This window comes from Chitinophaga sp. SYP-B3965, from assembly GCF_009647655.1.
Lineage (GTDB): Bacteria > Bacteroidota > Bacteroidia > Chitinophagales > Chitinophagaceae > Chitinophaga.
In genome coordinates this window covers 374,536-388,345 of the sequence record NZ_WJFD01000004.1, presented here as the reverse complement: position 1 = coordinate 388,345, position 13,810 = coordinate 374,536, and the positions used below count along the sequence as shown (strand labels likewise).

At 43.8% G+C, this 13,810-nt stretch carries 12 protein-coding genes; 3 read left to right on the top strand and 9 right to left on the bottom strand.

The window, feature by feature from the left end; genetic code table 11:
- Window positions 1–5: 5 nt before the first annotated feature.
- From GFS24_RS22630 to GFS24_RS22610, 5 genes are all read right to left on the bottom strand, one after another.
- Complete coding sequence (locus tag GFS24_RS22630) at window positions 6–1,259, bottom strand: TlpA disulfide reductase family protein (protein ID WP_153663544.1); 1,254 nt, start codon at window positions 1,257–1,259, stop codon at window positions 6–8.
- Window positions 1,260–1,311: 52 nt separating this feature from the next.
- On the bottom strand, window positions 1,312–2,733 hold the full coding sequence (locus tag GFS24_RS22625) for a RagB/SusD family nutrient uptake outer membrane protein (RefSeq protein WP_153663542.1): 1,422 nt from the start codon (window positions 2,731–2,733) through the stop codon (window positions 1,312–1,314).
- Between the two features lie 12 nt (window positions 2,734–2,745).
- Window positions 2,746–6,114, bottom strand: a complete 3,369-nt coding sequence (locus tag GFS24_RS22620; protein ID WP_173003162.1) for a SusC/RagA family TonB-linked outer membrane protein — start codon at window positions 6,112–6,114, stop codon at window positions 2,746–2,748.
- Between the two features lie 250 nt (window positions 6,115–6,364).
- Window positions 6,365–7,528, bottom strand: coding sequence for a FecR family protein (locus GFS24_RS22615; protein ID WP_253906558.1), 1,164 nt, complete (start codon window positions 7,526–7,528; stop codon window positions 6,365–6,367).
- Window positions 7,529–7,594: 66 nt separating this feature from the next.
- Window positions 7,595–8,203, bottom strand: a complete 609-nt coding sequence (locus GFS24_RS22610) for an RNA polymerase sigma factor (protein ID WP_173003161.1) — start codon at window positions 8,201–8,203, stop codon at window positions 7,595–7,597.
- Between the two features lie 235 nt (window positions 8,204–8,438).
- On the opposite strand from GFS24_RS22610, the gene GFS24_RS22605 reads away from it, so the two are divergent.
- On the top strand, window positions 8,439–8,855 hold the full coding sequence (locus GFS24_RS22605) for a VOC family protein (RefSeq protein WP_153663536.1): 417 nt from the start codon (window positions 8,439–8,441) through the stop codon (window positions 8,853–8,855).
- A gap of 47 nt (window positions 8,856–8,902) precedes the next feature.
- On the top strand, window positions 8,903–9,484 hold the full coding sequence (locus tag GFS24_RS22600) for a YdeI family protein (protein ID WP_153663534.1): 582 nt from the start codon (window positions 8,903–8,905) through the stop codon (window positions 9,482–9,484).
- Window positions 9,485–9,490: 6 nt separating this feature from the next.
- On the opposite strand, the gene GFS24_RS22595 is transcribed toward GFS24_RS22600, so the two are convergent.
- The 4 genes from GFS24_RS22595 to GFS24_RS22580 all read right to left on the bottom strand — a co-directional run bounded on the left by GFS24_RS22595 (window position 9,491) and on the right by GFS24_RS22580 (window position 11,578).
- Window positions 9,491–9,697 (bottom strand): hypothetical protein, encoded by a 207-nt coding sequence (locus tag GFS24_RS22595; protein ID WP_153663532.1) that lies wholly within the window; start codon window positions 9,695–9,697, stop codon window positions 9,491–9,493.
- Between the two features lie 378 nt (window positions 9,698–10,075).
- A complete protein-coding gene (locus GFS24_RS29115; protein WP_216647491.1) occupies window positions 10,076–10,282 on the bottom strand; it encodes a hypothetical protein in 207 nt (68 codons plus the stop codon).
- A gap of 155 nt (window positions 10,283–10,437) precedes the next feature.
- The gene (locus tag GFS24_RS22585) at window positions 10,438–10,938 is read right to left on the bottom strand and encodes a DUF6252 family protein (protein WP_153663530.1); all 501 of its coding nucleotides are present in this window, start codon (window positions 10,936–10,938) and stop codon (window positions 10,438–10,440) included.
- A gap of 124 nt (window positions 10,939–11,062) precedes the next feature.
- Window positions 11,063–11,578: a GNAT family N-acetyltransferase gene (locus GFS24_RS22580; protein ID WP_153663528.1), complete on the bottom strand. Its 516-nt coding sequence runs from the start codon at window positions 11,576–11,578 to the stop codon at window positions 11,063–11,065.
- Window positions 11,579–11,710: 132 nt separating this feature from the next.
- Between GFS24_RS22580 and GFS24_RS22575 the strand changes: the two genes are divergently transcribed.
- On the top strand, window positions 11,711–13,750 hold the full coding sequence (locus tag GFS24_RS22575; protein WP_216647490.1) for a hypothetical protein: 2,040 nt from the start codon (window positions 11,711–11,713) through the stop codon (window positions 13,748–13,750).
- Window positions 13,751–13,810: the final 60 nt, after the last annotated feature.

Sequence of the window (13,810 nt, the reverse complement as noted above, 5' to 3'; positions counted from 1 at the left end):
CTTTCTCAATTGGCAAGGATTTCTGTAAGTTTATTCTGCAGGTCTTCTCCCCTGATATTGCTGGCAACAATTTTACCGGAAGGATCTACGAGGAAATTATAAGGGATACCAGATACACCATACATTTTGGCTACAGGGTTTTCTCCTTTTTCGATATCTGCTACCTGCGTCCAGGTGAGGCCGTCTTTCTTAATGGCTTTGAGCCATGCGTCTTTACTGCCCTTTTCTTCCAGTGCAATACCCAGCACGGTGAAGTTCCTGTCTTTAAATTCGTTGTATGCTTTTACGACGTTAGGGTTTTCCGCACGGCAAGGTACACACCAGGAAGCCCAGAAATCTATCAGTACATATTGTCCTTTAAAATCACTCAGTTTCACTGGTTTACCATTTACATCGAACTGTGTAAAATCAGGTGCCATGATACCGGTAGCTAATGGCTGAGGACGTTTCAGCATATCAGCCGTGTTCTTTTCCGCTTTTTTTTCAGGATGCAACCTGTCGTCTCTTGTTTTTTCAATAGTAGCTAATACCTTGGCTGCTTCTTCACTGTTACGTAAGTTTTCAGACAAACTTTTATATAAAGGCAGTGCCTCTTCAATATCTTTACTGTAACGGGCAATATCTTCCACAGCACTGAAACTGAAATAAGAATCCGGATTCTCTTTTACGAATTTGCGTTGTAATACCAGTTTCTGCTGTACCAGGTCCTTCATCTTTTGGATGGCGGCCATTGTTTTTTGAAATTTATCATAGTTCTCCCTATCCTTAACACTATCAGGTGCGGTAGCTATAACATCATACACGATTGCGGAAACGCCATTAATATAAAAGCCCATCTTCGCAGAATCTGCTGCTGCCAGGTACATATATTTCACATACCTTGCTTTTTCGGCTTCTATCTTATTGTTACTGATCACCGCCGTTCTCATGGAATCCTTAATATGAATGCTGCTACCATCTTTATCCAGCATGAAGGCTTTTGGATCACTGGCATTCGACTGTTGCATACCGCCTCCACTGGGACTTTTATATAACATCACAGAAACGGTGGTGCCACTGAATGGTACAGCCAGTGTAAACTTGCCATCTTTTACTTCGGTAGAATCAAACGCTTTATTTTCTGTTGCTTTATAATAATACAAAGCATAAATGGTGGTTGGCTCTTTAATATCTGTTGTGCCAGTAATAATGGCTTTCTTTTCCTGGGCCATTCCTATTACAGGTAACAGGCACACAGCTAACTGAAAAATCTTTTTCATATCTAAAGCATGGGTTTAAAAACAAGGGGCGCAACGGCCCCTTGCTGGAATGTTATAAAGTATAGCCCGGATTTTGTTTGCCGGTCATATTCGGATTCAGTTCAAGTTGTAATTTAGGGAGAGGGAAAAGTTGGTCTGTTGTTTGCCATTTAGTTCCTTTCACCGGAGCCATCACAGCATCTGCCCTGCCGGTCCTTTTCAGATCAAGCCAGCGGTGGCCCATTTCTGTGAAAAGTTCCCTTTGCCTTTCCAGCTCTACTTTTGCAAGGCATTGTGCCTTGTCCAGTGTTTCCGGATAGTCAGGAAGGTCAGTTGGTGTAGCCCTTGCCCGCAATCTGAGTTTATTCAGATCTTGCGCAGCGCCGGCAAAATTATTCAGATTAGCCCTTGCTTCAGCCCTGATCAGATATTGTTCTGCCAGGCGGAGCACCATGTGGAATTCTGATTGAGCCGGTGCCGGTACCTGTGCTATCTTGTATTTCCAGGCAAAGTGAGTGATCGTTCCAAAATTATTGAAAGTACCCAGCCACTCCGTTTGCCTTTTATCACCCGGTTCAAAAGCATTCCATAACTGATCAGACAAAACAGGACGGAAAGAATTGGGCCTTGCATCTATTATAAAATTGGGTCCGGAGTATCCGTTGTTATAAGTCAGGCTACTGGGTTGTAGTTGAAAGATTGCTTCCGTACTGGTCCTGAGAAACACACTGCTCATAAGCGTAGGCAGGTTATAAAGCGGATTGTTGATCAGCGTGGTAGCTTCTTCTTCCGCTTTAGCCCAATTTCCCATGTACAAATACACACGGGCAAGCATAGCAGTTACCACTGCTTTATTTGGACGGATCCTTTCAGTAGTAGGTTTGTTAGTAGCCTCCACATAATATTCCCTTACCAGATCACGGGCATCCAGCAGGTCTTTCAGGATCTTGGCATACACTGCTGCAACCGGTTCCCGCGGTGCTACATTTGTTACCCTGTAATCAGTAGAGGTCATGTAAGGAATATCCCCGAACAGGTTCACCATATAAAAATGGCAGAAGGCTCTCACGAACAAAAGTTCCCCGATCATTTGTCTTTTGGTGGAATCGAGCAAAGAAGATCGCTCTGTTCCCTCCCTTACAATGTTAGCCTGGTAAATATACTTGTAACCGCTTTTCCAGAAATCGTCTTTATCACTGGCCAGCGTGTTCGTGAAATAAACATTCAGCGGGCTGCTCACACTTACCAGTTCATCTGCAGCCATGCCTAAATAACTGGAAGAATAATCACTTACAAAGGTGCTGGAACCCATCATGTCACCATAGATACTGGTAACCGCATTGATGGCAGTTTGCTCATCATTAAATACCAGTTCTGATACCAGCTCTGTTTTAGGAGCGCCTACATCAAGGAATTTTTTACAGGAAGTACCGATGATGGAGATGAGCACAACTCCGGCCAGGGCGCTTTTTAATATATGTTTAGCAGATGTCATGTACGTAATTTTTTATAATGAGAACTGGAAACCTCCGTTAATTGTTTTCATTGGAGGAAGTATTAAACCCTGTGTTTCCGGGTCTGCTCCCATGTAGTTAGTAATGGTGAACAGGTTCTGTGCCTGCAGATAAACCCTCGCTGATTTCATGAAAGTTTTCTTTATCCATTTAGACTGCACGTTATAAGAGATGGCCACATTTTTGCAACGTACATAGGAAGCATCCGTCCAGCCAAAATCACTATTGTTGGCCGCAGTTTGAGAGTTCGAAGCCGGACCATATTGCAGCGTAGTGTATTTCTGAATGCGTGCAATGTCTCCCGGTTTTTGCCAGCGTTCCGTAAAGAGCGCAGGAACGTTATTCATAGAACCGATACTATTATTCAAGCCTGTCAGCATGTTTTTGCCACGCTGTTTCGTGAACTGAAAAAACACATCCAGCGAAATACCTTTGTAGGTTAAGCTATTCTGTACCCCTCCGTAAAAATCAGGATTAGGATGAAAAATGATAATATTATCCACGCCGTATGCAGGTGAAGTAGTCAACTGGCCGCTCTTATTCACGAACCGGTAAACACCCGTAGCCGGGTCCACATCTGCAAACTGGAATAACCTGAGCATCGTCACAGGTTCTCCTACAACAAAACGGCTGGCGTAAGAAGATTGCGCCAAACCAGGGAATGCAACCAGCTTATTCCGGGAGATCGTCACATTCATATTCGTTCTCCAGGTCAATCCTTTATTCTTGATGTTCGTGCTGCTCACCACAAACTCCCAACCTGTATTCTGGACAGTAGCTGGTAAGTTAGCCTGTACAAAATCAGCACCTGTTCCGGGAGACAAAGGTTGTTGTACCAGTTGATTGGAAGAACGGTTTTTAAACCAGCTGGCAGACACATTCAGGCGGTCTTTGAGGAAACCCAGTTCCACCGCGCCTTCCAGCTTCTTGTTATTCTCCCATCCAAAATCTTCATTGAAAATACGGCTGGGTGTTAATCCATTCAGGCCCTGATATTGGAAAGCAGGAGTAGGTGTATAGGAATCGAGATAAAGATATCCGCCTACCTGGTCACTACCTGTAATACCATAAGATCCTCTGAACTTACCAAAGCTCAGGAATCGCAGATGATCCTTGATGAACTTTTCATCGCTGAAGATCCAGCCTGCCCCAATAGCACCAAAATTGGCGAACTGACGGCCTGGTCCAAAACGGCTGCTACCATCACGGCGGCCTGTGAGGTTGATCACATATTTCTCATCAAAATTATAACTGATGCGGCCGAACACAGCTGCATAATTATATTTACCATAGCTATTGGCAACATTCTTTTCAGTAGCCGCATTCATGTTATTCAACGATGCATCTGACCTGAAGTTACCAGTGATCACCTGCCCTTCCGTTACACTGCCCTGCATAGTAGATCCTACCAGCAATCTCAAATTACCACCCAGTATATCTTTGTCATATTCTGCCTGTGGTTCAAAGATCCAGGTATCTCCTCCGTTGGTACCGAAAGAAGCATTCGCCTTTGTTTTATAAAAAGGAAGCGGGAAGAAAGAACTCGCAGGATTTAAACGGCTTTCATTAAAGATGGAATTAGTGTAACCCAGCGAAGCTTTCACATTCAATCCTTCGATGATGTGGTAAGTAAGCTGCACATTCGTCATCAGGTTCTTGGTAGTAGCATTATACTGCCGCAACAAAGAAGCAAAAGGGTTCAGCACATTGTTCGTCCATAACAAAGAACCATCCGGAGACAACAGGTCCGGTGCATTGGGTGCCACGCCGATGTTAGCATACACATCCATACCCGGCAGGTTATTATAGTCTACACTATAAGCCGTACTGAATCCCATCCTGAACCTTCTGTCCTTAGAAGTGTTAGAGATATTAAAACGTACCGTACCACGGTTATCAGCAAAACCACCACCGTAAGGAGGGTTCTGCCTGCTGTAATCCATACCAAGCTGGAATTGCGTTTGTTCTGAACCACCGGATAAAGTAACCTGCCCGTTAATATTAGAGCTTTGGCCACCAACCAGCTGTTTCGTCCAGTCAGTATATTTCGTTTTACTCCAGGTGCCATTTACATCATAGTCATTAACGGTTGGTGTAACATTATCATTCTTAAATGCTTCATTCCGCATTTCAAGATATTCCTGGGTATTCATGTATCTTATGAGACGTGTAGGAGCATTCGTACCATAATTGAAGTTGGCAGATACAGTTAAAGGACCCGCACCACCTCTTTTGGTAGTGATCAGGATCACACCGTTTGCACCACGCGATCCATAGATAGCAGTAGCATCCGCATCTTTCAGGATCTCAATGCTTTCCAGGTCCGCCGGGTTGATATTGTTCAAAGGGCTTAAACCACCAAGACCCGCAGCAGAACCGGGATCTACAGAAGGAGTAGCACCTACGAAACCAGATAATACCTGGTTCAGTTTATCAGAAGAATAAGGGATACCATCTACGATATATAATGGTGTATTCCCGTTCAGGATACTATTCTGACCACGGATCTGCACCGTAAAATTACTGCCCGGTACACCGCTTTGTTGTGTGATGATCAAACCAGCTACCCGGCCCTGCAAAGCTTGCAGGAAGTTAGCTACAGGTTGCTTTTCAATTTCCTCTCCCCTGATCGTAACAGTATTACCCGTATTCAGTTTTTGAGAGGTAGTATAATATCCTTTGTTAACCGTAACAGTTTGCAGCGAAGTGGCGGAAGGAGCAAGCTGGATCGATAAATTCCGGAGAGAATTGTTCGTGATCACAGAAACAGAAGGACCGGGGATATTTGCATCCTTATCCTGCTTTTCTGTAGAGATCATCATGGCACCTGTAGCATTGATACGGACCGTCATCCCTAAAAAGCCTACGTAAGAAATAGTGAGTACATCTCCTTCATTTGCATTGATCACAAAATGACCTTGTGCATTAGTCCTGGTACCCGTTTTGCTACCATTCACCCGGATAGAAACACCTTCCAGTGGTACACCGGAAGAGTTCCTGATAATTCCGGAAACAGGCACTAAGGCCGGACCCACAAGCGGGGCCTGTGGTACAGGGATAACCAGTGATCTTCTTTCAGATAGTGTAATAGTTTTACCATTGATGATGAAATCCAGGGGCTGATCTTTCAATGCAACCGTCATGAAATCCGTCAATGGCATGTTATTGACAGTAAGGGTGACAGGTGTGGAATTATTTAAAAGGCCGCGGTTATAAAAAACAACATAACCGGTTTGTTTTTTAATAGCAGAAAAAACCTTTTCCAGCGGAACGTCCTTGCCGGAAAGTGTTACTGTCTGCGAAGATGATTTCGCAGAAATGTGTAAACAAATAGTAAGAAGGAAAAATGACGTTAGCCTCATAATTCGCAGCATTTGCGCTGAGAGCCGAAATTTAGGTGGTTGATCTACGAAGGTGTCAGGCACAGCCCACCGGCTCCGATTAGCAGTTTTTTGCATAAATTGCACTGTTTGGTTGTTAAAATGATCGTTTAAGAGCGAAAAATTGAGTCAACTGAACGCCTGCCGGGAGTGGTTGCAACACTTCCGGCTTTTGTTTTTTTGCCAATGGATTTAGGGATGTGATATTTAGTTATGCAGGGCCGAAATACGGCTATGGTAATACGATTAATTTCCTTCCTTCTTCCAATCTGAAATGCACCTTAGAAGCTTCCAGCGATTTCAGCAATCCCGCCAGATCCATATCCCTGCTCATTTCTCCACCGAACTTAATATCCGGTATCCCCTTTTCATACACCACTTCCAGATCATACCACCTTTCCAGCTGCCGCATCACTTCTTCTAAACTTTTATTCTCAAAATTGAACAGCCCGTTCTTCCAGGCCATCACCGTTTCCAGGTTTACATTATTCACCACCTTCACCGTTTCCCCTTCTGCCACCTGTGCCTGCTGACCAGGTTTTAAAACCACGGACTGTACACGCACAGCCCCTTCCAGCAAAGTAGTATTGAGACTGTGCTCATTATCATAGGCATTCACATTAAAATGTGTGCCCAGTACTTCTATGTTTACTTTATTATTAACATTCACACGAAAAGGCATATCCGCATCGGTAGCCACTTCGAAATAAGCTTCTCCCGTGATCTCCACTTTCCGTTCCTTGCCGGTAAAGAGTGTAGGATATCTTAAAGAGCTGGCGGCATTGAGCCAAACAATGGTCCCATCCGGCAGCCTTACCTGGAACTCTCTGCCGTTGGGGGTTTTTATCGTATTATAAACTATTTCCATATTGCCGTTTCCGGTAGGATCATAAGCCAGCTGCCCATTCTGCAATAATACTTTCGCGCCGTTCTGGGTAGTGATCAATCCATTGCCCAAAGTATCCAGCACCACTTCTTCCCCATTGGCCAATGTTAAGATGGCGCCCTTTTTCCCCGGTTCTATTTTATTTTCTTTGGATGCTACAGTAGACTGCGGCTTATTCTCAGACCAGAAATAAAAGGAAGCGCCCAGCAGGAATACAATTGCTGCTGCCCACCCCCATTTCCAGAGTCTCCGTACCACTACTGGTTTTTCTTCTTCGTCCATCCGCTGCATCAGAGACTGGTAGCCCTTTTCCTTAAAGGCTAATAGCAGGTCCTGCTGCTGCACGTAACTGCGATCAGCCATCCGGTCGTCAATAAAACCCTGCAACCATACTTCAGCAGCAGGATCTTCCATGATGGCCTCTAATTCAGCCAGATCCTCCTTCCTGATGGTATCAGCAAGGTATTGCTCCAGCAATGCATAAAATCTCTCTTGTTGATTACTTGTCAAGCCACAGATAATTTAATGGTAACATAATAAAGACGCTGGCAGAAAATCAATGTCCCGCTAAAAACACTACTTTTTTTTGCCGATGAGTATAAAAACATACAAAGCAATGGTAATCATGTCGTTACCATGTTGAAGAAGATAATCGCGGATGTGGTTGAGGGCTTTGGTGATGTTGTTGGCCACTGTTTTTCGCGCCAGCCCAAGTTGTTCGGCTATTTCATCATGACTGAGTCCATCATTCCTCGTCATGAGGAAAATACGCCGCTGTTGTTCCGGCAATTGTTGAACCGCTTGCCCGATCTGCATTTCCAGTTCTCTGACTGCAAAAGACTGGTCCGGCGCCAGGAACTGATCCGGCAGCTGTTGCTCATATTGGTCCTTTTGCCCGTCTGTTCTCATTTTTTGCCGGAGGGCGCTGATCAGTTCATTGCGGGCTATTATAAATAAGTAGGATCTGAATTGTTCGATAGCAGGAAGGGAGGCCCGCTTTTGCCAGATCTTAATAAAGATCTCCTGGATCATATCCTGGGACCATTCCGGAGATTTCAGGAAACTGAGGGCTATATAATAGATGTCCTCCCAGTAAAAGTCGTAAAGTTGCTTAAAAGCATTCCGGTCACCTTCTGCGATGCGTGAAAGAAGTTCATTCTCGTTGTATAGCTGGACTGCTGGCAAATTTTTTGGCTGATTTATCCCCGTAAAGATGTGAAAAATAATTGGAATCAGGGGGTTAGAGGATGTGAACCCCTTTCCTACAGCCGTTAACCAAAAACAATTCCCAGGCTGGCAGCCACTTCGGCCTTTTTTTTGCAGATTGTTTTAGACCCTTGACACAGGGCTGTCACAGCCCACTTCTATCTTTGATTCATCAAACAAACAATAAATAATAACCTTAAGAAAAACGAATATCATGGCAAACAATCACCCATTACGCGGATTTGCAACAGTTAATTATTTCGCAGCCGATCACGCAGCAGCAGTTAAATGGTACACTGAATTATTAGGAACTCCTCCTTATTTCAATAAAACCGGTTATGCAGAGTTCCGCATCGGAGACTACCAGCATGAACTCGGCCTGATAGACGCCGCTTACCAAAAAGAAGGTTCCGCAACTACTCCGGGCGGTGAGATCATCTACTGGCATGTAGATAATCTGGAGGAAGCCCTGGAAAGGATCCTGGCCATCGGAGCAAAAGAATACGAACCTATCACTCCCCGCGGTGGAGGATTTGTAACAGCTTCTGTACTTGATCCTTTTGGAAACATCCTCGGTATCATGTACAATCCTCATTACCTGGAAGTACTCGGTTCTCTGAAAAAAGCATAAGTATAAATTAAGCCGGCCTGAAATGGCCGGCTTTTAATAAAGAAAATATGGAAACGAAAAACGGTATAAAAGCATTCCACGCAAAAACAGTCAAAGACTGGCGTAACTGGCTGGAGAAAAACGGCACCACCGAAAAAGCGGTATGGCTGATCATCTACCACCAGAAAAGTAAAACACCCAGCGTGCATTATGCAGAATCCATAGAGCATTCCCTTTGTTATGGCTGGATAGATAGCAAAGCGATGAAAAGAGATGAGGAGAGTTTCTATTTAAGCTTCACCCCCCGCAAGCCCAAAAGCAATTGGAGCAAAACAAACCGTGAACGGGTTGCCCGGATGACAGAACAGGGATTAATGAGACCAGCCGGCCAGGCCATGATCGATCTTGCCAAAGAAATCGGCACTTGGGATAATTTAGCCGCCGCCCAAAACAACATCGTCCCGGACGATCTGCAAAAGTTATTTACTAAAAACAAAAAAGCTTTGAAACACTTTGAAGCATTTGCTCCTTCTTCCAAACGTGTGATCCTGGAATGGATCTCTAAAGCAAAAAGGCCTGAAACGAGGCAGCAAAGGATTTTACAAACGGTGGAGTTGGCTGCGGATAATGTGAAGGCGAATCATAGGTGAGAAATGCTATAATCCTTTTCGACGACGGGCTCTTTCAAAAGCAATCTTCATGTCCTCTAAAAACTCCTTAGCCATTTTTTCATTCCGGATTACTTTTAAAAGGCTATCGTTCTCCCTCGTGCGGGGAGTTACAACATGTTTCTCATCAGATGGCTCGGCGGCATCAGCCATCTCCAGGATCTCATCTATTTTACGTTGTATAACTTCATCCATAATATAAATTTAAGAAATTTTAATGCAAATTATTACAATTTACTATGCTAGTAGTTCAAACATATAATACCCATATAAATCATTCGTGTTTCGATAGTAATCAAAATCTTCCAACCTTGGCTTACAAAAAGCCTCTCCATCTTCGCCTCGTTCAAAAGTGTTATTTCTAAGCAACCTTACATACCAGTCCACACCAATGCTATTAAAGAATCCTTCTAAATATTCTTTGTTAGTCAGAAACATTCTATGATAGAAATAAGCTCTTGCTTCATTAGAACCATCAATACCAATAGCAACAGCAGGGTTCCTCCTAAGAAAGATTAGACAAAACAATAAGATAGTTGAAAACACTTTATTGATATTAACGTGATTCAATTTTCAAGTATCGTCAATCCTCCTGTCATCATTTAATGGTCCGAAGGAAAGATTATAAACATCTGGCAGCATGGGATCATCCAAAGGAGAAAAATTAACTTTCAACAAAATTTCCTGGCCATTTTTTAACGGTGAAATAAATGTCATAAATCCCATCTCCTTATTAACCTTTATAAATTTATAGGTGTCTGTAAAATCTACTTTAATCATTAACACTAATTATGGGTTAAAAAAACAATGCTTACAAACTGGCTGTAAATGAAAAAAATATTCTGCCTTAACCTTGTTAAAAATTAGTTACTAAAAACAAAAAAAGGCTGCCCTAAAAAGAGCAGCCCTCTATGGTTAAGCAGGAATAGTATTATCTAAGGTGTCGCCGTTAAAGGAACCCTGAAACGCCCTTCCGTCACAGCTACCGTCTTTTCACTTCTGCTACTGCTGGCGGTAAAAGAAAAAGTCCCTTCCACCCCCTTATCATCAATTTTAGTGATCACAATTTCACCGTTTCGTCCTCCCCACATTCCTATATCATCATTCGTAAAAAGATCCGCCGCTTTATCTTCTGAAAAAGAAAAATGTTTCCCCGGCTCCAGCCCACGCATCCAAATAGAGAAACTGATCGTTTCTCCGTTATGCTCTCCATGTATCCTCCGGGAATCACTTTTATCCACCGGCATCATAGCAGAAGCGGTCCAATCTTTGCCATCTATTTTGGCACTCATCCAATAACCATCTTTCGATGTGGGAATAAAACCAGGTGTGTTGGCTTTTGCAGTAGCTGTTATTTCATCAGCTAATATCTTCGGCTGGTTAGTGTGACATGCAAATAGCAAAACCATTGCCGTCAGTAAAAGGATATTTTTCATAGTACAAATATGGCCTCCCGAAGATCCCCTGTATAGTAAAAAAACGACATTTTCCTAACGCACTGAAGTACAAGGCATTACTATCCTTGACATAGGCTCGACATAGGCTCAAGATTTGCTGCTTCTAATACCGCAGGAACATATGGTGATTAGGGTTGGAATGCGTAGCCGAGATCTGAAAATCAAAGCTCCCGATCGGTTCAAAACCCGCCCGCATATAGAAATCAACCGCCCGGTGGTTTTCCTTCCATACATATAACCATATGCCCGCCTGGTTATTCTTCCGCGAGAGTTCAACATTGAACTGGTATAGTTCATGTCCTAACTTCAGGTTGTAAAAATCTTTCAGCAGGTACAAGCGTTCCAGCTTCGTAACATTTTTCAGTGTGATATCAGGATGTGGGGAATTGAGGATGATCTTTGAATAACCCGCAGGCCGCTGATCATGATAAAGGAGATGGAAAATATTATGCGCATTACTGAGTTCCGCTTTTAGAACTTCCTCACTGAACTTCTCATTTACATACCGCGCGATATCCTCCGGCGGAGCACTATGCCCATGAGATTCCATAAACGTTCTTTTCCCGATGTCAGCTATTAACGCGAGGTTGTCCGTCGTTGCTTTGATGATGGAGGCCATTTGTGTTAGGTTAAATGTATGCGTAATAAATATATTCCAATTCCCTCAGAAATTCTGCAATTTTCTACTATCTTGCCCGCTATCATAATCTCCACGTCAGCAGCTATTCATTGATTTTTAAAATTACACCGCATGAAATTGCTGTCTGCAAAGCCAATCCTTTTATTTATTGCATTATGTAACGGCCTCCTTGCCGGTGCACAGGTCGTATTACCTTCCCAACAGGACAGATGGGCTATCCAGGAAGATGGAAGTATCCGCTGGGAAGTAAAAGACCACCTTCCACATACAGATCATATTGAGATGAGTGGTGAAAAAGTATCCCTGTGGGTACGTTACGGTTTAGACAGCATCGGCAGATCAGACATTTACCGCACCGTGGTGTTCCCTACCTTCCGCTTATTACCAGATGCCACCCGTTCTCACATCAGTTATTCCTTTTCAGATAAAGACCTCCCCAGGTTATACGTGAACAACCGCCTGATCAACCTGGAACTGATCAAAAATGGCCCCGGCCGCGCGGGAGAACTTTCCTATAATATAAAAAGCTTTTCCCATAAAGGTATTATGAAAGTCAGCGCACAAGCGGGTACACCTGCGCTGGTAAATATAGAACGTACTTTATTTCCATCGGTAGACAAACCTCTGGTGCTGGAAACATTCGTGATCAAAAACATCACAAATGAACCGATGACAATTTACATGGAGTACTTAAAAAAAGAAGTGAGAACGGATGCGAAGAAAAGCAAAGGCCAGCAGCATAGCGTGATCATGGGTTCTGTGAATGACGGCACGCAAACCGTGGACCCTGGCCAGTCAGCCAGCTTCAGTGTATTTTACCTGGCCTCGAATGCATCACAATCCCTCACTGCCATAAACCCGCAGGCAGAAGAAACAGCCCGCGCCCAACGTGTAGCCTCCCTCGATGACAAACTACAACTGGAAACCCCGGACAAAATATTGAACACCGCTTTCGCTTTCGCCAAACTAAGGGCTACGGAAAGTATCTTCAAAACCAAAGGTGGTTACATGCATGGCCCTGGTGGATTAGCTTATTACGCCGCTATCTGGGCAAACGATCAGGCAGAATACATCAATCCTTTCTTTGCATTCCTCGGAGATGAAAGAGGTAATCTCTCTGCCATGAATGCCTACCGTCATTTTGCTGCTTACATGAATCCTGATTACAAACCCATCCCCAGTTCTATTGTAGCAGAAGGAGATGCCAACTGGAAAGGCGCAAAAGATCGTGGCGACCAGGCTATGATTGCCTATGGCGCTTCCCGTTATGCGATGACCTTTGGGAATATAGATTCCGCAAAAGTATTATGGCCTCTGATAGAATGGTGTCTTGAATACAGCCGCAGAAAGATCAATGACCAGGGTGTAGTGCATTCAGATAGTGATGAACTGGAAAATCGTTTCTCTGCCGGCAAAGCCAATCTTTCCACCAACACCTTATACTACGATGCATTACGTTCTGCTGCCATGCTGGGCCGCCTGTTAGGAAAACCCACAGATGCTTATGTAAAACAAGCTGCCACCCTGCGTGGAAACATAGAAAAATACTTCGGCGCCACCATCGATGGTTTTGCCACCTACCGCTATCATGAAGATCTCAATGTATTGAGAGCATGGATCTGCCTGCCCTTAACAGTGGGTATTATGGACAGAAAGGAAGGCACTATCAATGCCCTCTTCTCTCCCAAATTATGGACAGCAGACGGATTAGCTACCGAATCAGGAAAAGGAACTTTCTGGGACAGGTCTACACTCTATGCCTTACGCGGTGTACTGCAAGCCGGCGAAACAGCAAAAGCCATGGACTTTATCCGTTATTATTCCCGCCGCCGCTTATTGGGAGAACATGTTCCATATCCGGTAGAAGCATATCCTGAAGGTGGTCAGCGTCATCTGTCAGCAGAAAGCGGATTGTATTGCCGGATCTATATTGAAGGTTTATTCGGTATCCGCCCCACCGGATTTAATACATTTGATTGCACGCCACGTTTACCTAAAGACTGGAACAATATGGCACTTCGCAAGATCAATGCTTTCGGGAATACGTTTGATGTAGAAGTAGCGAGAGCTTCAACAGGCAAACTGTTGATCACTGTAAAAGGAAAGAAATACACAATAAAAGAAGGGGCTACCCAAGTGATAAAACTATAAAGATTGTTTTAGATGCATGGCGTAAAACCCATGCATCTAAATTTCAGAAACATCACGATT